Origin of the sequence: Nocardia sp. NPDC058633, from assembly GCF_042717045.1 — a bacterium.
Classification (GTDB): domain Bacteria; phylum Actinomycetota; class Actinomycetes; order Mycobacteriales; family Mycobacteriaceae; genus Nocardia.
Map to the genome: position 1 here is coordinate 59,251 of NZ_JBHXRA010000010.1, position 20,494 is coordinate 79,744.

The 20,494-nt window shown below is 61.3% G+C and carries 24 protein-coding genes and 1 pseudogene; 15 read left to right on the forward strand and 10 right to left on the reverse strand.

The window, feature by feature from the left end; all coding sequences use genetic code 11:
• Positions 1 to 247: 247 nt before the first annotated feature.
• Genes ACFWUR_RS14975 through ACFWUR_RS14990 form a run of 4 tightly spaced genes read left to right on the forward strand, consistent with a single transcriptional unit; the run spans position 248 to position 2,688 of the window.
• Positions 248 to 568: a WXG100 family type VII secretion target gene (locus ACFWUR_RS14975; RefSeq protein WP_378907001.1), complete on the forward strand. Its 321-nt coding sequence runs from the start codon at positions 248 to 250 to the stop codon at positions 566 to 568.
• Between the two features lie 54 nt (positions 569 to 622).
• A complete protein-coding gene (locus tag ACFWUR_RS14980; RefSeq protein WP_378907003.1) occupies positions 623 to 916 on the forward strand; it encodes a WXG100 family type VII secretion target in 294 nt (97 codons plus the stop codon).
• A gap of 4 nt (positions 917 to 920) precedes the next feature.
• A complete protein-coding gene (locus ACFWUR_RS14985) occupies positions 921 to 2,288 on the forward strand; it encodes an EndoU domain-containing protein (protein WP_378907004.1) in 1,368 nt (455 codons plus the stop codon).
• 16 nt (positions 2,289 to 2,304) lie between these two features.
• On the forward strand, positions 2,305 to 2,688 hold the full coding sequence (locus ACFWUR_RS14990) for a MafI family immunity protein (protein ID WP_378907006.1): 384 nt from the start codon (positions 2,305 to 2,307) through the stop codon (positions 2,686 to 2,688).
• Between the two features lie 1,031 nt (positions 2,689 to 3,719).
• Here ACFWUR_RS14990 and ACFWUR_RS14995 read toward each other — a convergent pair.
• Positions 3,720 to 4,580 (reverse strand): hypothetical protein, encoded by an 861-nt coding sequence (locus tag ACFWUR_RS14995; RefSeq protein WP_378907008.1) that lies wholly within the window; start codon positions 4,578 to 4,580, stop codon positions 3,720 to 3,722.
• Positions 4,581 to 5,397: 817 nt separating this feature from the next.
• Between ACFWUR_RS14995 and ACFWUR_RS15000 the strand changes: the two genes are divergently transcribed.
• The 4 genes from ACFWUR_RS15000 to ACFWUR_RS15015 are packed head-to-tail and all read left to right on the forward strand — an operon-like array spanning position 5,398 to position 7,929.
• Complete coding sequence (locus ACFWUR_RS15000; RefSeq protein ID WP_378907010.1) at positions 5,398 to 5,730, forward strand: WXG100 family type VII secretion target; 333 nt, start codon at positions 5,398 to 5,400, stop codon at positions 5,728 to 5,730.
• A complete protein-coding gene (locus tag ACFWUR_RS15005) occupies positions 5,720 to 6,007 on the forward strand; it encodes a WXG100 family type VII secretion target (RefSeq protein ID WP_378907012.1) in 288 nt (95 codons plus the stop codon). Before ACFWUR_RS15000 ends, ACFWUR_RS15005 begins: the two co-directional genes overlap by 11 nt.
• A gap of 6 nt (positions 6,008 to 6,013) precedes the next feature.
• On the forward strand, positions 6,014 to 7,309 hold the full coding sequence (locus ACFWUR_RS15010) for a putative toxin (RefSeq protein ID WP_378907014.1): 1,296 nt from the start codon (positions 6,014 to 6,016) through the stop codon (positions 7,307 to 7,309).
• Positions 7,306 to 7,929 (forward strand): HEAT repeat domain-containing protein, encoded by a 624-nt coding sequence (locus ACFWUR_RS15015; RefSeq protein ID WP_378907016.1) that lies wholly within the window; start codon positions 7,306 to 7,308, stop codon positions 7,927 to 7,929. Before ACFWUR_RS15010 ends, ACFWUR_RS15015 begins: the two co-directional genes overlap by 4 nt.
• A 21-nt stretch (positions 7,930 to 7,950) precedes the next feature.
• Here the strand turns inward: ACFWUR_RS15015 and ACFWUR_RS15020 are convergent, their stop codons facing one another.
• The 3 genes from ACFWUR_RS15020 to ACFWUR_RS15030 form a co-directional block, all read right to left on the reverse strand.
• Positions 7,951 to 8,361, reverse strand: coding sequence for a hypothetical protein (locus tag ACFWUR_RS15020; protein ID WP_378907018.1), 411 nt, complete (start codon positions 8,359 to 8,361; stop codon positions 7,951 to 7,953).
• Between the two features lie 427 nt (positions 8,362 to 8,788).
• Complete coding sequence (locus tag ACFWUR_RS15025) at positions 8,789 to 9,511, reverse strand: tyrosine-type recombinase/integrase (protein WP_378907020.1); 723 nt, start codon at positions 9,509 to 9,511, stop codon at positions 8,789 to 8,791.
• A gap of 217 nt (positions 9,512 to 9,728) precedes the next feature.
• A complete protein-coding gene (locus tag ACFWUR_RS15030; protein ID WP_378907022.1) occupies positions 9,729 to 10,022 on the reverse strand; it encodes a hypothetical protein in 294 nt (97 codons plus the stop codon).
• Positions 10,023 to 10,522: 500 nt separating this feature from the next.
• On the opposite strand from ACFWUR_RS15030, the gene ACFWUR_RS15035 reads away from it, so the two are divergent.
• The 3 genes from ACFWUR_RS15035 to ACFWUR_RS15045 are packed head-to-tail and all read left to right on the forward strand — an operon-like array spanning position 10,523 to position 12,709.
• Entirely contained in the window at positions 10,523 to 11,653 is a 1,131-nt protein-coding gene (locus ACFWUR_RS15035; RefSeq protein WP_378907024.1) for a hypothetical protein, read from the forward strand.
• Positions 11,637 to 12,275 carry a hypothetical protein gene (locus ACFWUR_RS15040; RefSeq protein ID WP_378907026.1) on the forward strand — a complete coding sequence of 213 codons (639 nt, stop codon included), beginning with the start codon at positions 11,637 to 11,639 and terminating at the stop codon, positions 12,273 to 12,275. The genes ACFWUR_RS15035 and ACFWUR_RS15040 overlap by 17 nt, the downstream gene beginning before the upstream one ends.
• Entirely contained in the window at positions 12,272 to 12,709 is a 438-nt protein-coding gene (locus ACFWUR_RS15045; protein WP_364582456.1) for a hypothetical protein, read from the forward strand. Before ACFWUR_RS15040 ends, ACFWUR_RS15045 begins: the two co-directional genes overlap by 4 nt.
• Positions 12,710 to 13,003: 294 nt before the next feature.
• Here the strand turns inward: ACFWUR_RS15045 and ACFWUR_RS15050 are convergent, their stop codons facing one another.
• The 3 genes from ACFWUR_RS15050 to ACFWUR_RS15060 form a co-directional block, all read right to left on the reverse strand.
• Positions 13,004 to 13,297, reverse strand: a complete 294-nt coding sequence (locus ACFWUR_RS15050; protein WP_378907028.1) for a hypothetical protein — start codon at positions 13,295 to 13,297, stop codon at positions 13,004 to 13,006.
• A gap of 546 nt (positions 13,298 to 13,843) precedes the next feature.
• The gene (locus tag ACFWUR_RS15055; RefSeq protein ID WP_378907030.1) at positions 13,844 to 14,056 is read right to left on the reverse strand and encodes a chitin binding peritrophin-A domain-containing protein; all 213 of its coding nucleotides are present in this window, start codon (positions 14,054 to 14,056) and stop codon (positions 13,844 to 13,846) included.
• Positions 14,057 to 14,222: 166 nt separating this feature from the next.
• Positions 14,223 to 14,717, reverse strand: coding sequence for a hypothetical protein (locus ACFWUR_RS15060; protein ID WP_378907032.1), 495 nt, complete (start codon positions 14,715 to 14,717; stop codon positions 14,223 to 14,225).
• A gap of 249 nt (positions 14,718 to 14,966) precedes the next feature.
• On the opposite strand from ACFWUR_RS15060, the gene ACFWUR_RS15065 reads away from it, so the two are divergent.
• The 3 genes from ACFWUR_RS15065 to ACFWUR_RS15075 all read left to right on the forward strand — a co-directional run bounded on the left by ACFWUR_RS15065 (position 14,967) and on the right by ACFWUR_RS15075 (position 16,576).
• A complete protein-coding gene (locus tag ACFWUR_RS15065; protein ID WP_378907034.1) occupies positions 14,967 to 15,257 on the forward strand; it encodes a hypothetical protein in 291 nt (96 codons plus the stop codon).
• Between the two features lie 225 nt (positions 15,258 to 15,482).
• Positions 15,483 to 15,821, forward strand: a complete 339-nt coding sequence (locus tag ACFWUR_RS15070; RefSeq protein ID WP_378907036.1) for a metalloregulator ArsR/SmtB family transcription factor — start codon at positions 15,483 to 15,485, stop codon at positions 15,819 to 15,821.
• An 11-nt stretch (positions 15,822 to 15,832) separates the two neighbouring features.
• A complete protein-coding gene (locus ACFWUR_RS15075; RefSeq protein WP_378907038.1) occupies positions 15,833 to 16,576 on the forward strand; it encodes a DUF2071 domain-containing protein in 744 nt (247 codons plus the stop codon).
• Positions 16,577 to 17,136: 560 nt separating this feature from the next.
• Here ACFWUR_RS15075 and ACFWUR_RS15080 read toward each other — a convergent pair.
• The 3 genes and pseudogenes from ACFWUR_RS15080 to ACFWUR_RS15090 form a co-directional block, all read right to left on the reverse strand.
• Entirely contained in the window at positions 17,137 to 17,451 is a 315-nt protein-coding gene (locus ACFWUR_RS15080; RefSeq protein WP_378907040.1) for a hypothetical protein, read from the reverse strand.
• A gap of 134 nt (positions 17,452 to 17,585) precedes the next feature.
• Positions 17,586 to 17,955 (reverse strand): annotated as a pseudogene (locus ACFWUR_RS15085) (SDR family oxidoreductase).
• 40 nt (positions 17,956 to 17,995) lie between these two features.
• Positions 17,996 to 18,646: a transcriptional regulator gene (locus ACFWUR_RS15090; protein ID WP_378907042.1), complete on the reverse strand. Its 651-nt coding sequence runs from the start codon at positions 18,644 to 18,646 to the stop codon at positions 17,996 to 17,998.
• Between the two features lie 105 nt (positions 18,647 to 18,751).
• Between ACFWUR_RS15090 and ACFWUR_RS15095 the strand changes: the two genes are divergently transcribed.
• Positions 18,752 to 20,491 (forward strand): recombinase family protein, encoded by a 1,740-nt coding sequence (locus ACFWUR_RS15095; RefSeq protein WP_378907044.1) that lies wholly within the window; start codon positions 18,752 to 18,754, stop codon positions 20,489 to 20,491.
• The last annotated feature ends 3 nt before the right edge of the window (positions 20,492 to 20,494 follow it).

A 20,494-nucleotide genomic window follows, 5' to 3' on the forward strand; every position in this document is an offset into this window, starting at 1 on the left:
GACCGTGAACGGATCGCTCCAGTTCCTTCCATCGGCCGGGTATCGAAACCGGGTAGTTCGGGGCAGTGCTGTCCCAGGACAGCCCCTGGCCTCGACGGCGACTCGTCCACTCTGGCAACTGAGGTGGCCGTGATAGTTTCGGTCATCTTCACAACTCCGAAAGTTGATCCGGTCACCGGTCCAGCGCAGCGGAACATGCTGTGGCTCTTCAGCTTACGGCCGTAGTACAAGGAGGGGTTCGGATTCCATGACGGCCGATGATGGAGGGTCGGAGCTTTGGGTGGTTCCGACGGAGGTTTCCGATGCGGGGAAGTTCGTTCAGACGGTGTCAGAGACGTTGGTGACTGGTTTGCACTCGTTGGATACGGATGTGGAACGGGCGTTGGAGTCGTGGCAGGGTGGCCGGGCGGATTCGTATCGGGAGGGGTGGGATGAAACAAAGCGGGGGGCTATGAAAGTGCTTGCGTCACTGGCGAAGATGGCGGAACTATTGGGCGTGACAAGCGCTACCTACGTCACCACTGACACTGACAACGCACAGCAGACCAGTTCGTTGGATCTTCCCTGAGCGTCGAAACGCGGTGTATGGGTATGGTCTGTAACCAGTCGGGAGGGCGAGCACATGGATGGCTATCGGGTTAATCTTGATGAGCTGGAACAGATTACGGCGCGGATGCGGGGGTTTTCAGGCTTCCTCGCTGATACGTTGCAGGGTTTACAGCTGCGAATGACTGCCCTGCATCAGACTTGGTCTGGTGATGCGGCTACCGCGCAGAATGAAGCGTTCACGCAGTGGATGACGGCTGCAGGTGAGGTCGCCGAGGGGGTAGCGGCGATGCGTGATGCATCCGCGGACGCGCACGCCAGCTATATCGACGCGATTGAAACGAACTTACGAACATTGGGATTGCGATAACCTAGTGGCGCCCTCCGAAAAAGAAATTATAGTTACTCCAAAGACGTTCTACGATGCTGGCACTGATTGCATTAATGCCGCAGGTGCGTTCGATTCCTATTTCACCCTCGCAATGGGCGGGCTGAGTGAATGCAAGACCATGGGTGGCAGCTTTGCGGCGGCCAGTGATTGGTCACGGTCATATGATGGCCGAGCCAGCGAACTAACCGCATTCGCTGCCGATTTGGTAAATGCATTGGCGAACTACAGTGGGATTGTCACCGGCCTGGGTTATGTTCATGCCCTCGCGGACAAAAACCCCGATAATGATGACCCGCCGAAGGCGCTCCCGGTGCTCGAGGGTGTCGCGCAGATATCGCCACCTTCCGCAGGTGGTCCGGGGCAGGGATTGGTCGACAAACTTGGGATCGGGGTGATAGAAAAGCTCGGGGTTTCAGTTCCTGACGGCAATATTGATAGGCTCGATCTGGCACGTACCGTGTGGGAAACAATGGCTACCGGCGACGTAATAGTCGCTACTATCGATAAGTTGCAAAAGCTACCCAGCACGTTCGACGGCCAGAAGTCCGACGACATTACCGCCGTTTCGGGGGACTTGAAACAACTACACAGCGCCGCGGTTGACCTTCAACACGCCTGCGGTGAACTCGCCGGATCGTGCCGCGACCACCGTGCCGCATTGATAGAACTTCGGGATAGAATCACCAAAGCGGTAGAAGATGCTGCCAGGGACGCCGGTGTTACGGTTGTATGTGAAGTGGGAGCCGCCGGCCTGATTCTGCTGGGAAGGCCAGATGCAGCAGCGGCATTGACCGGCGACAGGGCCAAGAGTTTGGCCGATGGCATCGGCGGCATTGTCGTCGAATGGACCGACACTAAAGGTATTGCGTCCGGGGTCAAGAAAACCCGAGACCTCGGACCAGCGCGGACAAATCTTCAGCGCATTAAAGAACTCAAGAATAATGCCCCTGCATCTAAACCCGCCAATGGCCTCGGAGCCCAATGGAGTTTGGTATCGGGGCCTGTTCCCACCAGTATTTCTATATCCCAGCTCCGGAGGATTCATATCCTTGACGGCGGCGACGATGGAACCGGTGGGCACGCTCCCGGCACCGGAATGCCAGGTAAGACTGAATTCCCAGACATCCCGCTATGGACCGATGACCACATCATCAACAGCATCCAGGACGTCGCTAAGAATCCCGATCAACCTCCGGTGCTCCAGGATCATGGAACTTGGAAAGTCACCGGCACGCGGGATGGTGTTCAAATTACGGCCATCGTGGACTCATCCGGTAACATTGTGACGGGCCATCCGGTAAGCGGTCCCGGCGTCTATAGGAACGACGCAAATGGCGTCCCGATCAAATGAGAGTTAGGTGACACAGATGGATTCTGATGATAGGCCCAGCGCTAAGCGCAAGAGGCGACAGTTCACTCCGGAACAATTGGCCAGATTCGCGAAGCTGAGCAATGACTCCCGGGAACTTCTTGAACGGTTCGCGGATCGACTTGAGCCCGAAGTGCTGGCTGACTACCGATCTTTCAGCGACGTCGGCGAGTGGACCTTATTGGTCGACAATCTGTGTGCCACCCTTGTGAAGCGCAAAGTTTTGGTCAGCCCGGCCGAACGTGATGCCTTGGCCGAGCTGCTGGCATTGTTTGGGGACCCAAAAGACAATATGAATATGTTTTATATAGATGATTATCAGCGGGTACTGAGGAAGCTGAACGTATTACCAAAGATTGACGTTGATGGCGAACACCTTTGAGTCAGTCGGCAAGTTTTTGTGTGACTGGTCAGGCATTGCGGTCGGTGATTCGGCCTTCTCGTTAGGTCGCCCCTCGATGAGGTCACTCCGACGGTCCACATCGTGGTGCCGGTACGACGCATGCGGTCACGGTCGATCGACCGGCTGGCCGCAGGCAGCGGACTACACCTTGGCCCGCTCTGGCTGGTGATCAGCTGGCAGCGCTCGACGAGGTCGATGCCGAAGGTCCCGTCGACTGCATCGGCGGGTCGATGGGTTGCGCCACGATCCTGCACGCCGCCGGCATCATGCCCCAGCGCTTCGAGCACTTCCCCGCAGAACAGCCTCTGCGCAACGCGAGTGTGGAGACGTAGGTCCGAGCGCGCCCCGGCGTCGGCCCACATTTGCTGAGTGCCGGTGGATTCACCTCACCCTGACACGCAGGGGCGGCGGAAGGTGCCCCCGGCGGTTGCAGCGGCGCTACCCCCGACTTGACCCACAACACGGAAACGACACGGATTCAACGGGAATCAACGGGCCCCGAGTGGGGTTCAGCGGGAACTCCTTGAATGTTAACTCGCGCAGGCGATGGGTCGTTTTGGGATACGTTGAAACGTTTTGGGCCTCAAGGTATTTGGACCGGCAGGTTTTTGGTTCGAGTCCAGATGGGGGAGCAGTGAAAAAGAGGTTCTGACCTACGGTTATCCGTATTCGTTGGAATCTCTTTTTTTATGTTGAACTAAGAGTAAAGAGCTCTCACCTGGCCTTCTGTGCGACTCGACTCGTCTACCGCTCAGTTTCGAGGTCGAGTCTGACAACGCTTGAAAAATATCTCTGACCTGCGGAATCGCCAACGATGCGAGGTCTGCCGCGAAGGGCGACACAAAATCAACACGTTTTGGATTGCGCGTTGCCGCTCTCAGCACCGGCAAGAACCGTCCGTGGCGCTCGACGTTTGGGCGGCTCAGGCTTCAGGTGGTTTCGCGTCGAGAATTCTGTGGAGTTCGGTCGGCTCCTAACTGCCGTGAGAGGCACTTAACCCCGGATCGGTTTCAGCGAGGTCGGCGACGTCGTGGAGAGGGGCCGGGCCGACGTCGTCCGGGACGTTGGACAATCTTCGCTGGTTTCGGATAGGTGATGTCGGCGGAGAGGAATACATAGTCGCTATGGTGATCGACCCACAGGTTTGCATCCTCGAACGGATCCTGCGTACCGAGAAAGAACAGCCACGTCTTCGCGGCTGTCCCTGCACGCTGTCGAGCGGTGGCGCGGGCGGCATCGATTTCCCGCTGGAGGGCTGATCGTGTGGTCAGATTCCAGCTCGACCAATCGACCACAACCCGGTATCCGCGGAGAACTCGCGCGGGTCGCTCGGGATCGCGCTCGCCGGCGTATAGGGCGATCTCCGCGGTATCGGTAGTGAATTTCGGATCGATGCTCCACGCCACCTGTGCGTAGAAGATTCGGCGGTGTGGATGTGCCACGATCTTGTCGTGTTCCAGCCTCTTGAAGGCGAACTGGTAGTAGTCCACCTCGATCTCAGGGATCGAGATCCGGAGGCGCGCACGGAGGTTCGGGTGCTCGATGTAGGTCCGGCAGAACGGGCGGATTGTCGAGGCGGCGGTCTCCCGGTAGCCGGGGCTGGTTTCGGAATCCGATGAGCTGGAGGTCGAGCGGGTCGATCGCTGCCGAGGTTCGGAGTCCGAGTCGGGATCAACTTCTTCGTGAACCGTCGGCCGGATCAGCTTGTAGGCGATGGCGACCCCGCCGAGGCGTTCGGTCTGAGCGTCCTCCAAGGAATCTGCTGGCGCGATCGGAGCGGGGCGGCCAGCCACGTTGCAGGTGGGTTCGTGGTTGAGTTGTACGCGAAAGTGTGGCATGACCTTCGTCGAACCCACTGCGACCGGAATCATCGAAGCTTTGCATCCGATGCACAGGAACGGCCCGGTCGCACGGGTATACGCAAGTTCAGTTGCATCTACCGTGACCCCGCGTCGAATGTCTCTAGCTTGGTCCACGATGTTCCTCCCGCCCACGCCGAACCTGTGTACCAGGTCCTATATCACTCTGCCGCACCGAGGCGAGGCACCCTCATGATCGACCGCAGCTCTTTCACGCGGAAGCTGCTGCACCCCAACAGTATTGATGACGCAAAAAATCGCAGGCATACTCCCCCGCGACCTTCCGGCATTGCCGCTGATTTCAGCCAGAGCTTGACGAGGTAGGTAATCACGGACTCATGCCAGGCAGGCCGCACCGTGCTACGACGACGAAGCGGCACAAGCCCACAAAGCCCAAGAAGCGTTGACGAACGGCAGCCTGGAGGAACGCCGCTCAGTCAATTCGCACCGTGGTGTGAAAAGTCAAATCGCTCACGCTGCTATGAGCCGACAATCTCACCTCGGCTGTCGTCTGCGGACCGGGATGATATGAGCAGCAACCGATCTCGGTACTTACAGCTCGTTCGGTATCTCGCGAGCGCCGAATTCCTTGGTCGAGAGCACGATTCGCCCACTGTCGAGCCCCGACGGTCCCGGCAAGCGATGGCGTGGACCAACGATGTTGTGACGGATTCAGTCGCCGCACTACGTCATTGCGGGAACTACGAATCGCATCTGACCAGGTGAGGGGCCAGTTCAGCGTTACGCGTGCCCATTGGAAGTCCATTGCCATTGCCGCCTCGCTGCGGATGATGCGCTATGTTTGGCCAGCATCATCGAGGGGGATCGAATGACAACACCCGAGAAGTTCGTGGCCGCGCCTGACGAGCTCGTCGCTGCAGCCAAGGCGATACGAGGTTTGCTCGACGGTCTGTCCGGTGGGTTCGGGTCGCTGGACCGAGACGTCACCCAGCTGACGGATACATGGAAGGGCAGCCAAGGCGAACAATTCGCTGCCGGATTCTCCAACGTGCGGGAGGGGCTGTCGGAGCTGCTCGATGCCATCCGCGACACGACCGTTGCGTTGGATGCCAGCTCGGAGGCCTACCTCGGTCAAGATGGCGTCAACGCCGCAGCGATCGAATCGGTGGCCTCGTCATTGGATCTGCCGGATGTCTCATAGCGTCAACCTCGACCTACTGGACTCGATCGTGGCGAGGATGACGGGGTTCGGGGGGTTCTTCGACGAGCAGATCACAGCCTTCGATACCGCGATCAGCAAACTGCAGACCGGGTGGGAAGGTGACGCCGCCTCCGCCCAACAGGCCGCTCATAGTCGACTCATGGCCGCTGCGAAGGAAATTCGTGACGGAATCGAGGACATGCGGCAGTCAGCGCAGGCAGCGCATAGCAACTACACCGAGGCGATCGCTGCCAACGTGGCGATGTGGCGGAGCTGATCGGGTGTGGCGGAACTCGACGTCAACCCGGAAGCGTTCTACGAACTGTCCGGCGCCTACAGTCTCGCGAGCCGGTCGGCGACAACCGCGTTGACGAACATGGACCAAGAACTCCGTGACGCGACGAATATCAGTGGCAACGACAACAGCGGTGCGTTGTGGGCGCAAGGCTACTGGACCTCAGGCATCGAAGCCGTCGTCACCGCAGGCAAAGCTACCGACGTCCTCGCGAAGATGGCAGCACTGATCCGCCAGAGCGGTGTCAACCACGACCAATCCGAAAACGCCGAGGACTACAACACCGGCAAGCAGCTACCCTCCGCCGATCCGGGAGCGAAGACATTTATACATAAGCCACTGAAATCCCCATCAGGCGGCACCCGGCCGAAACCGGTCGGGTGGGAAATCGTCATGGGCACCACGAAGTGGATCGATGGCAACGCCGACCGGATGCAATCGGTAGCGACGAGCTGGCAGACCGTTGCTTCGGTCTACAGCACGCTCGACACTGATCTGAATCCGGCGATGAAGACCCTCGCCTGCTCGACCAGCGAGGAAATTCCCGACATCGACGAAGCCCACAAATCCGTGGTTGACGGGTTGGAGATCCTCGGCGATGCACTCCGTCAGCAGGCCGGTGCGGTCGATGGGTACGCCGTCGTTCTACGAGCCGCGCAGGAAGGCGCGGAATGGGAGATGCAACTTCAAACTGTGACTCAGGCAATCAATACCGTCAACGCCGCAACTATCGGACGACCTATCAAGAAGCTGATCCTGGACGCAGCCAAAGTGGAGATTGAGCACTCTCGCAACAAGATTCAGGGAATGCTCGATGGTCTCGCCGATGCACAACGCGTGTCGTGCGGGACGTTCACCGCAGTGTCTGCGACGGTAGTCAGCGCGGTGAACACCAAGTTCACGCCTATTCTCAACAAACAGTTGAAGAATCCCCCAGCACCGACGAGACCAGCGACCGCGCGCCGGAACAAGCTCGAGGGGGCGAAGGCCGAAGCGCGAGCCGGCATCGATACCAACAAAACGAAGGAAGCGATCCCTTCGGTGACCGGTCGGCGCAATGCCATACCGGACGACCTCGACCACACCAATAAACGCCTCACCGAGGTCAAGAATGTTCAGTACCAGAGTTACGATAAGCAGCTCAAAGATGACATGGCGTATTGCCAGGCCAATGGGTATCAGTTCGTCCTGATCACCGACCACAAAACCCGCCTCACCCAGGAGCTACAAGATCTCGTGAACCAGGGCAAGATCAAACACACGACGATGGACTTCCGAAGTTGACCGCCGCTGACGACGAAGCTGCGACCCGTTTACTCGACGAGTATCGCCGGGCAGGCGGATATGCCGACACGATCCCGGAAATCGGCAGCCGCCTGCAGAACTCGCCGGCGGTCATTGTGGTGATCACTCAGTGGCTCACCGAACTCGAAGACCGGTGGCCGGGCCTTGAAACTGACGGCCGCGACATGGCGCGGCTGAGCTTGACGAATGCACTGAACCGCAAGGAATCGCGCAAGACCGCGGCGATCCCGGCGCTGATCAGCCAGTTCGACCACGCCAAGGCGGCAAGCGCGCGCGTGCGGTGGGCGGCGGGCAACGCCCTCTACAAGATTCCGGCCGGCAAGGAGTACTTCGAGCAACTCGCCGCCATCGCTGCGGACCGCCGATTCGGGGCTGATCGGCAGATGGTGGTTGATTGGCTCGGCAAGTCGAAACATCCCGATGCGGCCGCGGTCGCTGCCGCCCAACTCGACGATGAGACCGTGCAGGGGCATGCTCTCGATGCGCTGTCAAAGATGCGAGCTCAAGGCGTGCGTGATCTGGTCGAGCCGTTCCTGACCTCGAAGTTTCCTTGGCATCGGCGCAATGCGGAGCGCATCATCCGCTACGACGAGGGCTGACCCTTCCTCCGCTGGGAGGCTTCACCAGATCAGATGTTGGGCGGTGAAGCCCTCCAACGGTTCGGCGGTGACTGCGCCGTTGGAGATCGTGTAGGGCTTGAGCACGCCGATCGCCGGGCCGTTGGAATGTTCGATATGCACCTCGATCCCGCTCGTGCCGGTTTCCGGCAAAGAGACGTCGACCGCGACCGCAGCGGCCCGGATGTCGGTTCGCATCGCTCTGAGCGCGCCGAAACTCATCTCCTTGGCACGCCGAGCGTCCCCGGTCCCCGCCCCGAAGAGTTTCCTATCGCCGGAGACATCGATCGCCATGCTGAAGGGATAGAACTCGCCACGCTGGGTCAGCTGCTCCTCGGCCAGGATCAGCGCAGCGTCAAGCAGGTCGTCCATATCGTCTTGGACCGGTTGGGGTGTGGTGTCCCGCCAGGACATCGATGATCTCTCCTCGGTTGGTCGGTCGCGACGCCGAGCTGGCGACGAAGTCAGTCACGATCGTACGCAAAGCCGACGACGGAACTGTTGAACGTGTAGCCGACAGGTTGCGTCCCTTAGTACGGCGATGGAGTGCAGCCCGCCCGCGATCACCTGGGCTGTCAGGACTCGAACTGCAACACGAAAACGACACGGATTCATCGGGAATCAATGAGACCGAGCGGGATCCAGCGGGAACCCCTCGAACGCCAAATCTGCAGATGATAGGCTGTTTTGAGCAACAGTGAAAATCGTTGGGACACAAAGCATTTAGAGCGGCATGTTTCTGGTTCGTGTCCAGATAGGGGAGCATCTACCAGGGCAAACGTCATCGTTTGACCCTGGTTTTTGACTATTATTGGCCCTCACTACACGAAAACAACATCTTTTACCGTTTCAGTCGCTTTAACGTGGCGGTGAAGTCGGGTGCCTGCGTCGGTTGATCGATGTAGCGGCGGCGGGTCACCGCATCGCCCGCGTGGCCGAGTTGGCGGGCCGCATCCTCGGGACTGTGCTCGGTTGCGATCATCGTGGCGACGGTCTTGCGGAAGGTCTTGGCGGTGATCCAGGCGACCTTGTCTCCCCTCGCCTGTTTCCAGAGACGGTTGAAGTTGTTCGGGTCCCAGATACCGCCGTCGCGGTTCGGGAAGACCAGATCCAGGTCGTCGGGAGTGGCTTCGGCTTGCACCCGGCGCAGGGTCTCGACGACGAACGGCGGGATCAACACGGTGCGATAACCCGAGTCGGATTTCGTTCGCGGCTGACGGATCAAGCCTTTGCGCTTGATGCGAACGATGGTGCCTGAGAAGTTGATCCGCGGTGGTGTGGCCTCGAGGTCGACATCGGACCAAATCAACGCCAATGCTTCTCCTGGACGCGGGCCGGTCCCGAGTTCGACATCGGCGACATCGAGGGCTCGTCGATTGCGTTTGGGGCCGTAGGTGTATCCGGGCGACCCGTCGAGTGGGGCGCCGTTGACCCACTCGTCGAGGTGCTGGCGCAACTCGTAGAGAACCTCGATATCGGCGGCGCGCGGTTTGGTGTGTTTGCGGGGCAGGTCTGCCACCTCGCGGACGGGGTTTCGGTCGATCGCGTCGTGACGGACAGCCATGTTCCGAGAGGATGAAGCGCTGGCGCCGCGCCTTCTCCCGATGACCGTCGAGCGCGATGCGCTTGATGTGGGCATCAAGTCGCGATGTCGAGGCTTTCCGGACACGTAGCCCGCCCAACGCGGATTTGATCTTGATCGCGTCGGGTTCGGCCCGTTTGTCGGTCGAGACGTCGATCTCGCGACGGTAGAGGTCGAGCGACTGGGGCGTGATGCCGTCCTAGACGGCCTTCTCGGCGAGCCACAGGTCAGCAAGTTCGGTCAGCGTTGTGTCGCGGGTGATGAGCTTGCCGCGCGAGTTCGTACGTTCAGCCAGTGCGCGGCGGAGTGCGTTCTGCGCTTGGCCCTTGGTGGCACCGAAGCGGTCGACGGGCCGGCTGATGCCGTCCTCATCGCGGTAGCGCGTCGTTGCTCGCCAGCTGCCGTTGCGCTGCCGGGTGGATTTGATCGTGCCGTAGGTGCCGATGGGAAGTGCTTGGCGCGGCCGCCACAGTGATTCGTGGCGACGGCTCACATCCCGATGTTCGCCGTGATCGACGGTGCCACCGCGACATACTCTCAGCGCCTCGGGCGATGCGGCTTCATCCGCCGACGCTCACGACGTCAGCCATACGGAATGGCTACACAGGACGTCCGGCCGGAACTGCCTTGCCGATAATCTGGACTCCGCGAATCTTGTTCCCCCGTGCAAAGGGCGGCACCTGGGAGACCTGCTGCCATCCTCCTGCCGTCTCGTGTCCACCGACGACGACACCCGCCTCTCCACCCACGAGATCCGAATCCACCTCGACGATTTCGACCAGCACGAGGTCATCTACGGAATCGCCTGTTGAGAACGACTACGAATCCGAGCAATGCTGCTCGAGGGCGAGTCCCGCTCGTCGAATGATGGCGGTCTCACCACGCGGATGCTCTCCGCAACAACATGTTCGGCGAGTGGTCGCCGCCTAGCGCGCATCGATCATCCGACTATCGGCATCGCTACACTGCTACCGTTGCGCCGAGGGGGAACGTATGAACGACTTCACCGTGCAGGTGGCCAGTCTCGATGGATTCGGGTTGGACCTGCAAGACCTGGGAACCAACTTCTCGTCCAACGCATCGCGCTTGCTGTCGGAAGTATCGCTGCCCAGCGGAACGTCCGGGCTGCTCGCCTCACTGACATCGTCGTTCGAGAACCTTCAGAGCACGTTGACCACGTCATACCAACAGGATCTGACCAACATCTCTTCGTATGGCACCAGCCTTTCCAGTGCTTCACGCCAGTTCAAAGGAACCGACGACGCTTCCGCACAAGCGATCTCGACCATCTCCACGAGCACGACGAACGATCTAGCGATCAGCGGGTCGTCCGGCGGAGCGGGCGGAGTCACCCGATTCGCGGGTCTGCAGTTGCCGACGCTCCCAGCGATCGAGGACGGCCAGTTCACTGTCCGCAAGGTGGTCGATTCAGCGATCGAGCTGATCACCCACTTCGACGAACCACTGAGCCGGGCGATCGGAATCAAGCCAGCAGCCGAGTACCTCGTGCCGCTGGCCTCGGACTGGGAAACGTTGGAGACACTGGGGAGCCGGATTCGACAGCTCGGCATCAACGACTTCGTGGCGTCGGAGAACCTATCGAGCGGCCTCCGGTGGCTGCAAGGCAGCTGGTCCGGAAACACCGCGGAGTCCTTCGCGACAAGCGCGAGTGCCCTCGGACAGGCCATCTCCATGCGAAGTTCCGACTTGGATGTCGTAGCGCAGATCCTCACCAACGGTGGCGCTTGCCTGCATCGCCTGGTGTACAACCAGGCGATGGGCTGGAGCAGCGGGCTGTCCCAGTCGATGAGTTTCCTCGGCTTCACCCTGCCGCTCGGAGCGTGGGCCCAACTCATCGACCGACCGATGAGCGATTCCAACAAGTCTCAGATCGTCTCGGCGGTCGATGCGTTGAGATCGGCGGCTGACGCGCGACGAGACGCGATCACGTCCATGATCGGAAAGTTGACCCAAGCGCTCGATTACACGCCGGGGCGCACACTTCCTACCTTCTCCGCGAATGAATACGAGGTGCCCGACAAAGTGGTCGTCGATTTTGGTGCGTCCCGGTACGGGTTCGGGAACAACGTGTGGTGGGAGAGCAGCATTGCATCGCCCGCCTGACCGCCCACTGCCCGCCGACCGGGCCGTATTCGGCTCGAAGACCGGCGCTCTGGACAAGGCAGAAGCCGCTGCCAACAGCGTCGACGCGGCAGCGGTCCAGTCCTGGTTCGACGTGATGGGCTACGACTTCGCCGAAGATCTCCTGAGCATATTTCTGGGCAACAATGATTCCGGCTTCGAAAATGAGATCAGCTCAGCGCAATTCGAGAGAACTATCGCCAGCAGCAGTGCAAGGCAGAAGATCGCCGAGGGCCTCGACGAGATCAGGGAGCAAGCCCGCCAGGACCCCCAGATCGGCGTCACCCGCGAGCTGACGTCGCAATGGCTGGGCGCGGAGGAGACAGAGGGTGACCTGTTCTACGCGCTCGGTCACTACGACGTGGCAGTCGGAAGCGACACCACCGTCACCGAGGTGGATGGCGGCCTGCAGGCAGAGATCATCTACAAGGTCTACGTCTACGACTTCTACAACTTCGACAAGCTGCAGAGAGAAGCGCTCAGCCTCAATATCGGGACCGATATCAACAACGAGATGCGCCAGCTCGAGGAGGCTGGATGGGCGCGCAGCTTTCGTTCCCGAGGTGAAGCGACAAGGCTACTACGATGGATCGGAAAGCTGTGAGGCACGCCATCACCCGAGTCCTCGGGCTCTGCGTATCCGTCTGCGCCACCACGATCGCCTTGAGCGGGTGCTCACAGGAAGCAGAAGGCCTGCGCAATATGTCCGAGTGCTCAGGTGTCATCTTCCCGGAGGGATCGAACACAGTCTGGTTCGACCGCGACGGCGGCTTCAATACATGGACCTCTGTAGCGGTGGTTGACATACCCCGTAGCTCGGTCGACGAGTTCAAACAGCGCTCCGGCTTCGCCCCGTTCGCCCCGGGTGTTCCATCGTCGTGGAAGTCGTACTGGGACGCGACAGGCATGGTCGATGCGCTGGCGAACAACGCCGTCAACGAACATTCGGCGAAAGACGACAAGGAACCTCGGCGGTACGTAGTCATCCATGACAGCGGCGGCGAGACGCGAAGGCTCTTCGTCCGCGCGAACTGCTGAGCACAATGCCAATGCCAAGCGGTGTCGACACGAGCGCAGATCGAGGCGCTGACGGGCCCCGGGAATGCCCGGCACACGCCGAACCTCTCGTCAAGCCGAACAGCAATACGATTGCCGACGACCGCGCTCAACCGGTTCGGGCGACGCGCACGCAATTCCTCGTACACAACGAACAGGACGTATAGCTATGGCGCGCAAAGTTGTTGTCACCCTTATCGACGACTACAACGGCGCCTCCGTCGCCGAAGATACCGTCGCCTTCAAAAGGCGTGACAGGGAAAGTCAACTCCCACATCAGCGCCTCACCAAACCAGGAATCGACACCTCGAAACGCGTCAATGCCCCTCCACCGGAGAGAACTTGACGGTGCACTTTCACTCCCGAGGCGCGGACCGGACGTAGGGCGGCATCCAAGGTTGCGTCGCCGTGCTCGTGAGTTTCGACCACCTCGACGAGCAAGACACCCAAGTCCACAGGTCGAATCAGCCGCACCACCAACTGCTCGCCGAGCATGTCGACGTCACCACTCCACCTTCGCTCGGCCGGTCCGACGATCGCCACCATCAGCTCGTCGATCGCGTCCGCCAAACCCCCGAGCCCACATCGAGCCAGGCATTCCTCGCAGTACCCGCCAGGTGTAGTGCAGCACAGAACGGACTGACCCGGAATTCACCTAGCAGTCCAGTCGGCGGCCCACTAGGAACACGTTGACCCCCCACCCACCCGCGTTACGGGATACATCCGCCGGGTTCGGCGGAAAACCCCGGTAGCGGGCATTGGCGGTGTGGGAGCTGGACGACCAGAACAGCACCCTCTGCCCGCTACAGCGGTGCCACCATTCGACGTTCTCGGTGAGCCGTTGATGTCGATCGGAACCCCGACGACGAAATCACAATGAGTGATGTCGGAGAATGCCGATGGAACCAAGGCCCGGTGTAAGCAATAGAACGGAACTGGGCCAGTGGTGGTCACAGGGGATGCGCGCTCAGCGGCATGAGCGGACGTCCGACTGGCCTCCGATAAGCGAACCACGACAGCGCGGTCGGTGAGCCCTTGCGCAATGCCGGTCCTGACCGCCGGACCTCGCCCGAGAGGTGATGGTGTCGGCGGTCGGAAAGGGCTGTTCCGGGCAGGTCAGGACTCGGGATCAGCGAGCGCCCCGGGCGGGAGTTGATCCCTGAGGCCCTCCGGCATTTGCCAAGCGTGGACGCAGGCCTCAAGTTCCGGGTGATAGTAGGTGTTCGGCCCGCACTGGAAATCGTGGCGCTTACCGTCGATGATTCGGTACATCTTGGTCAGGTCGTCCGGGTGGGGGTACATGCCGTCTGCTTGAGTCTGATCAGCCATAGACCAATGATCCTCCAACCCGTCGATATCGCACACGGGTTGCGCCCCAATGGGTGTGGTGTGCGAGATGTCGATTTCCAGCGGATGCCGACTCGGTCGCCGGTGGGGCAGAACAGTTCGTTCATGACCCACCACTTCGCGCGATAGACAGCAAGAGAGTGCGTTGTCAACCGTGGCAATAAACCCGTACAAGCACCGTGTCTTCGGGGAGCGTCGCGAGGTAGTTCTTGTTGCCGCCAGGAGGAATCGGGCACCCAGGCCTGACTTCGTCGGACGTGTGCTCGTCATCGTCTCTGTGCCAGCCGCCACCACTGTCCTCCACCCACCAACCGTCGAGAGTGAGCACGTCGAACCATTCGAGAGTTTGCCTTGCAAGGTCCAGCAATGCCTTTGGCCCGCCGGCGCACTCGCCGCGGTTGGTGGGCAACACCTCGCCTGCGTAGTTGGGGGTGTCGTGGATCAACCGGGGATCATCCTCATAGCCCGGTCGTACATAGAACCCGGCTCTTTCACCACCGCCCCGAATCCGCCATGTGTCCCACATACCTCGCTCAGGGGGCTGTTCGTACATCTCGAACGGAGCGAGTGCTCGAGTGAGGGCAGACTCCACGCCGTCGATCGCCTCCGGCGGCAAGCACACAACCACCCAGATATGCGCCAAAACCCCTCCCTCTGCCACACCGACCGTATGCTTTGCAAGAGCAGCCCTGCACACGGCGAAGAGGCCAGCATAGGCAGAAGGGAAAATGCGGGGTCTCTCGCCTATCTCCTGATCGAGTGCAAACCGGCGGTTGAGTGCGTTTGTCGGCTGGTGCCGCGGTCATCTGAGTCGCGCGGGTCGCGGCAATACAGGACGTTGGCCAAGCACCGAAGCGAGGGTCTCTCAACCCCTGCGTAGCATCTGGGCGTCATGAACAGGCGGGAGATCGTAGCTACGGGTTCGTGGCTGTATGCCGACGTCGTTCTCATGCCAGTGTTCGTTGTCCGCCTCGACTACGACTTCTGGTACGAGGTGGCCCGAGAAGAGGGCACACTCGAGGCGGGCGAGGAGCCGTTCCTTGATTCGGCCGGGCACGCCTACTACCTGTCGTTCGAAGCCCTCCGCAACAATGCGTCTTTCTGGCCTGCTTCCGGGCCGCACCGTTCGGTTGATGATGCGCAGATCGCGGCAATATCGAGGGTGCCCTCTCCGATCATTTGACAGTCTGGTGAATCACTTCCTTGAAAGATCATCGTTCGAAGCGCCATGATCCGTCTGGCACGCACGCCGCAGTCCGCACTGAATCGGCAGATCAGTGCGCCTTCCTCACCGACACGTAGGACGACGAAGCGCGCGCTCGTCAGGCCGCGGTATGACGGGTGATCTTGTCGACACCGCCTGTCGCGACCCTTGTTCGCTACTTAGCTAGAGTGCTAAATTGCGAACATGACCGAGATCGACCCTGCCGACGAAGCGGGAGTATTCCTCGCACTGGCCGATTCGACGCGCCGCCAGATCTTGGAGGACCTCCGCTCCGGCGAGTTGACCGCGGGTGACATCGCCGCGAGATTCCCGATCAGTGGCCCCTCGATCTCCCGGCATCTGGGCGTGCTCAAGGCCGCCGGGCTGGTCCGGGAGCGTCGAGACGCCAATCGAATCTTCTACTCGCTAAACGAGGAGCGCCTGGCGTTGTGCGTCGGCAGATTTCTGAGCGTTATCTGCCCCGAACAGGTCATCGTCAGGCAACGCAGAGCCCGCACCACCAAGAACGAGGAACCCGGATGAGACCACCGCGAATGTCCAGCGTCATAGAACGACGCCTGCTTGTGAACTACCGAGTCGACCCCGCGATCGCCGCAACACTGATGCCGCCGACAATGCGACCGCAATTGGTCAACGGCTGGGCGGTCGCCGGCATCTGCCTGATCCGCCTCGGACAGTTCCGGCCCAGTGCGCTACCGGGCTGGGCCGGACTGCGTACCGAGAACGCGGCACATCGCATCGCGGTCGAATGGGACGGCCCGCAGGGACGCGCGACCGGTGTATATATCGCACGTCGCGACAGCGGCTCGCTGATCAATGTCCTGGCCGGTGGTCGACTCTTTCCCGGCGAGCACAATGCTGCGCGGTTCGACGTCCGCGAAACAGCGCAGGACCTCCACGTCGCCTACCGCACCCGCGACGAAACCATCTCCGTGAGTGTGGACGTGCGGACCACCGAGCGATTCCAGGGCAGCGAATTGTTCGCCGATCTAGCGCAGGCATCGGAGTTCTTCAGGCAGGGCTCGGCCGGATTTTCGGCCACCCGAGGCGGCCAACGCCTGGACGGGCTCGAGCTTCGAACAGACGCATGGCAGGTCGAGCCCGTCGACGTCCAATCGGTGCGGTCCACGATCTTCGACGACCCGGACCGGTTCCCGCCGGGCAGCGCGGAACTCGACTGTGCGCTACTGATGCGCCAAGTCCCGGTGACCTGGCGGCCCCTGCAACCTCAGCACGTCGTTGCCGACTACGCCACCGGCGGGTCCAGCGCCCGCTGAGAAGCAGTGTCCGCCATCCGGTTTGGGCATTCGACCAGCGTCCGTGGTGATGATTAGGTGCTCACACCACTTGCGCAGCTCAGCCCGGTCTATCGCATCGTTCAACGAGCAGCTCACCACGAACGCGATGGTCCGCCAGCCCTCTTCCGTCAGCCCCCTGATGGTCTCAGTCATAGACATCCGCCCCCTCGGCTCGGCCCCGCCACCTTACGATTCGGCACCGACACTCGCTCATCGGCAAGAGCGCGCATACCCAACGGCCGGAGGTCGCACGGCCCATTGATCTTCCACTCGCCGGTGTTGGCCGAGACGCGCGGGTCGCGGGATGAGCGGACGTTTCACGGCGCGGAGTGGCCGATGCGCCAGGCGTTCGAAACTTCGATAAACCTCTCGAGGACGCCTACGACTGGGTGGGCCTCGGAGACGGCGGCACGATGACATGACGAACTGAACCAGCTACTGGGCCCGCTGTCGGCCAACCGGTTCGGACGGTCGCCAACGCTCACATCACGGCATTTCAGTGCGTTGTCGGAGGCGGTCCAGCGTCACGCAGCGAACTCTCATCCTTGGCAGAACGAGCACTCGCAACGTGGTCCTCCTGAACAGGGCGAGCAGAATACGCCTTCAGCATCGCCGTATGCCTTGACTGCGGCGGCATCATGTTCGAGCAGGCAGGCGTCACACCAGAGAGAGATATCTATCGCGTCGGTGGTGACTTTGAGCAGTCGCGCCACATCCTCGCGGGCCACCGCTCGCGCCTCCAGAACAGTGTGGCCCTCAGTCACGCTCCGCACCCCCTCGGGCAGTCCATACACCTCGAGAACCCACATGCTCTCGGAAAGTGCGGCGGTCGCCGGGTAGGTATTGACGGTCATGCTGGCGTTCCTCCCTGTGCATTCAGCCAAGCCGGAACCCCATCACAGACTATCGGCGGATAGCCACACACAGTGCGCCTTTTCGGCAGTTGAGTGCGTTCGTCGTTCGGTGCTGTTCTGGCCGAGGTCGGCCATCAAAGTGCTGGCGTCGGGGTCGGTGACGTGGTCGGGCAGTTCGGTGTCGACCATGCCGGGTTGATCGTGGCGACGCGGACATTCTTTCGGCCGAGTTCGGTGCGCAGCAGACGGGTGAGCTGGCTGATGTAGGCCTTGGTGCCGGAATAGACCTGGAACTTCTCGAGGACGCGGGTCGCCGCGATCGACGAGGGAGGTGACGAAGGCCTGAATCGTGTTCATCACGCCCTTGATGTTCAGGTCGATCTGCGTGTCCCAGTCCACCACCTTCAGGTCCACGATCTCGGAGATCAACTGGATACCGGCGTTGGCGAAGACCAGATCGACGTGACCGAGCTCGGTGCGGATCCGATCGGCGGCGGCCTGCAGGGCCGCGCACCCACTGGAATGGTGGGCCGATACGCGCTACCTATGGGAGGTCGGCGTCCTCGTGGTCGCGGTAATTCGCCGACAGCGATTCCAGAAGCTTCAAGGCGTGGTCACTGGGTGATCCGGGTTGGGCTTGATAGATCACCAGTTGCTGACCGGGTTTGTCCCGCACGTCGAATGCCTGAAAGGTCAAGCTGAGCCGGCCCACATCGGGGTGCAGCAGTTCTTTGGCCTCCGCCGTTTTGCCGCGCACATGACCTTGTTCCCAGAGCTGGTGGAAGGCCGGGCTCGCCGCGGAGATCTCTTCCACCAACCGGGTCAGGCGGGCGTCGTGGGGGTCGTGGCCGACCGCCAGACGCAGGGACGCGACTGTGGCCTGCGCCGCGCGATGCCATTCGACGAAGAATTCCGGGCCCGCGGGGTCGGTGAACACCATGCGTACGAGGTTGTCCGTAGCGGCGAAGGAAGAGTACAGCGCCTCGGCCAGACGGTTCATGGCCAGGATGTCCAGCGTCCGATTCAGCACGAACGCCGGTGTAGCGGCGTAGGTGTCCATCAGCTGTAACAGCATGGGGGTCACCGGTTCTCGGCCACCACCTCCGCGGGAGGCCGGCACCAGCCGGGCCAGCCGGTACAGATGCATTTCCTGATCGGCGTCGAGTTCGAGCGCGCGGGACAGCGCGTCGAGCACCTGGGCCGAGGGGTTACGTTCACGCCCCTGCTCCAAACGCGTGTAGTAGTCGGCGCTGAGTCCAGGAAGGTACCCGTTATGCACTCCTTCTCATAAAATTGGTACATGACGCGATCGAAGACAAAGACCCAGGTAGAGCCCGCTTGGCTTACCGAGATCAATGCGGCTTTGGCCGTTGCTGTGGCCGATGTCGACCCCGCTCAGTGGGTGTATGGCTACGTGCGTATCTCCCGTGATGAGAAGGACCGTGCCGAAGGCGTGCACCTGCAAGCGAAAAACCAGGTCAAGCACGCCAAGCGCAAGAAACTGGCGCTGGCGCGGATCTTCTGCGACAACGACATGTCCGGTGCCGACGCGGACCGCCCCGCGTTGCGGGAAGTGTTGGGGTTGGCCACCGGTGGTCCGGCGAGTGTCGTCCTTGCTCGTGACGTGTCCCGGTTGACCCGTGACTATGACCTGGGCAACGAGTTGATGAAGCTGGGTCGCGATGAGGGTGTGCGGTACTGCTTCGTCAACGCCACCGACTACGACCTGACCACCGGTGCGGGTCGCAAGAATTTCATGGTCGCGGTAGCCGAGGCGGTCGAGTACCGCGAAGTCAACACCGAGAACCTGTTGGAGCGGATGAGCGAGGAAGCCGCGAAGGGTGTCATGCAGGGTGGCTCGCGCCGCTTCGGCTACGGGAAAGTCGCGGGCACGCACCCGATCACCGGTGCCGAGATCCTGGACCGGTGCGCGTTGCGAGACGAGGAAGTCGCGGTGTTGCGCGAAGGCCGTGACCGGTTGATCAACGGTGAGACACAGACCGCGATCATTACCGACTCGAACACACGAGGTGTGACCACGTCCGAGGGTGATCGGTGGCGGGTGGGCAAGCTTTCCAAATTGCTGCTGTTGGAAGCCTATGTGACCTACGACCTTGGCGAGCACACCGACGCCAACGGCGACCGTTGCGAGTGCCTGAACAATCCCGAAGGCAACGGCATTCGCTTCCACGAGCGCACGGGCACCCGTCATCGTGCGCAGTGGCCCGCGATCTTCACTCGCGCCGAACACGACGCGATGCGCGCGGCAGTGACCGCGCACCGCCGGTCCAAGAACCCCGACCGGCCACGCCAACGCAATGCCTTCTACTGGTTGACCGGGTTGGCCGAGTGCGGCGGCACGTGGAAAGACGACACCGACCGCGCGGGGGAATATTGCGGGGGATGGTTGGTCGGCTCAGCGCTGGAACGCAAGCGCAAGACCGGTGCCCCGGTGGTTCAGCGCCGCTACGGGTGCCGGTCCAAGGACGGGTTCAACGTCGCGTGCGCGTGCGGGCGGGTGTTCCGTGACGCGGACGCGTTGGAGACGTTCGTGGGGCAAGCGGTGATCGCTGAGTACGAGAACCCCGAGATCCTCGCCCGGTTGGATCGCGGCAACGACAACGCCGAGCGGATCGCCGTGTTGCAGAAACGGATCGAGACCACCGCAGGGAACTTGGACGCCGAGGCCGACCGCCGCACCGAGGTGTTGTCCGGTGCCGGTGACGAGTTCGACTTGCGGGTTATCGACCGCACCATCACCGGACTCAAAGCCAGCTTGAAGAACTTGCGTGCCGAGCAGGATTCGTTGCGCTCGAGTCAGGCGCTGGCGGTGTTGGCCGACCTCGGTTCCACACCGGGTGAGTTGCGCAAGGCATGGACCACTAAGGGTTCGCGGTGGCGGCACGAAGCCGCCGCCCGCGTGATCGAGAAAGTGATCGTGCGGCCCGCGAACATTTACGCCGCGAAGTGGGAAGACCAGAACGGGCGCGTGTGGCGTTTCGACAAGTCCTCAGTCGAAATCGTCTGGCGTGCGTTGTGAGCG

Coding starts and splice junctions, on each gene's coding strand:
- ACFWUR_RS14975 (WP_378907001.1), top strand. CDS start 248: ATGACGGCCGATGATGGAGGGTCGGAGCTTTGGGTGGTTCCGACGGAG.
- ACFWUR_RS14980 (WP_378907003.1), top strand. CDS start 623: ATGGATGGCTATCGGGTTAATCTTGATGAGCTGGAACAGATTACGGCG.
- ACFWUR_RS14990 (WP_378907006.1), top strand. CDS start 2,305: ATGGATTCTGATGATAGGCCCAGCGCTAAGCGCAAGAGGCGACAGTTC.
- ACFWUR_RS14995 (WP_378907008.1), bottom strand. CDS start 4,580: ATGATTCCGGTCGCAGTGGGTTCGACGAAGGTCATGCCACACTTTCGC.
- ACFWUR_RS15000 (WP_378907010.1), top strand. CDS start 5,398: ATGACAACACCCGAGAAGTTCGTGGCCGCGCCTGACGAGCTCGTCGCT.
- ACFWUR_RS15005 (WP_378907012.1), top strand. CDS start 5,720: ATGTCTCATAGCGTCAACCTCGACCTACTGGACTCGATCGTGGCGAGG.
- ACFWUR_RS15020 (WP_378907018.1), bottom strand. CDS start 8,361: ATGTCCTGGCGGGACACCACACCCCAACCGGTCCAAGACGATATGGAC.
- ACFWUR_RS15025 (WP_378907020.1), bottom strand. CDS start 9,511: ATGGCTGTCCGTCACGACGCGATCGACCGAAACCCCGTCCGCGAGGTG.
- ACFWUR_RS15035 (WP_378907024.1), top strand. CDS start 10,523: ATGAACGACTTCACCGTGCAGGTGGCCAGTCTCGATGGATTCGGGTTG.
- ACFWUR_RS15055 (WP_378907030.1), bottom strand. CDS start 14,056: ATGGCTGATCAGACTCAAGCAGACGGCATGTACCCCCACCCGGACGAC.
- ACFWUR_RS15065 (WP_378907034.1), top strand. CDS start 14,967: ATGAACAGGCGGGAGATCGTAGCTACGGGTTCGTGGCTGTATGCCGAC.
- ACFWUR_RS15070 (WP_378907036.1), top strand. CDS start 15,483: ATGACCGAGATCGACCCTGCCGACGAAGCGGGAGTATTCCTCGCACTG.
- ACFWUR_RS15075 (WP_378907038.1), top strand. CDS start 15,833: ATGTCCAGCGTCATAGAACGACGCCTGCTTGTGAACTACCGAGTCGAC.
- ACFWUR_RS15080 (WP_378907040.1), bottom strand. CDS start 17,451: ATGACCGTCAATACCTACCCGGCGACCGCCGCACTTTCCGAGAGCATG.
- ACFWUR_RS15095 (WP_378907044.1), top strand. CDS start 18,752: ATGACGCGATCGAAGACAAAGACCCAGGTAGAGCCCGCTTGGCTTACC.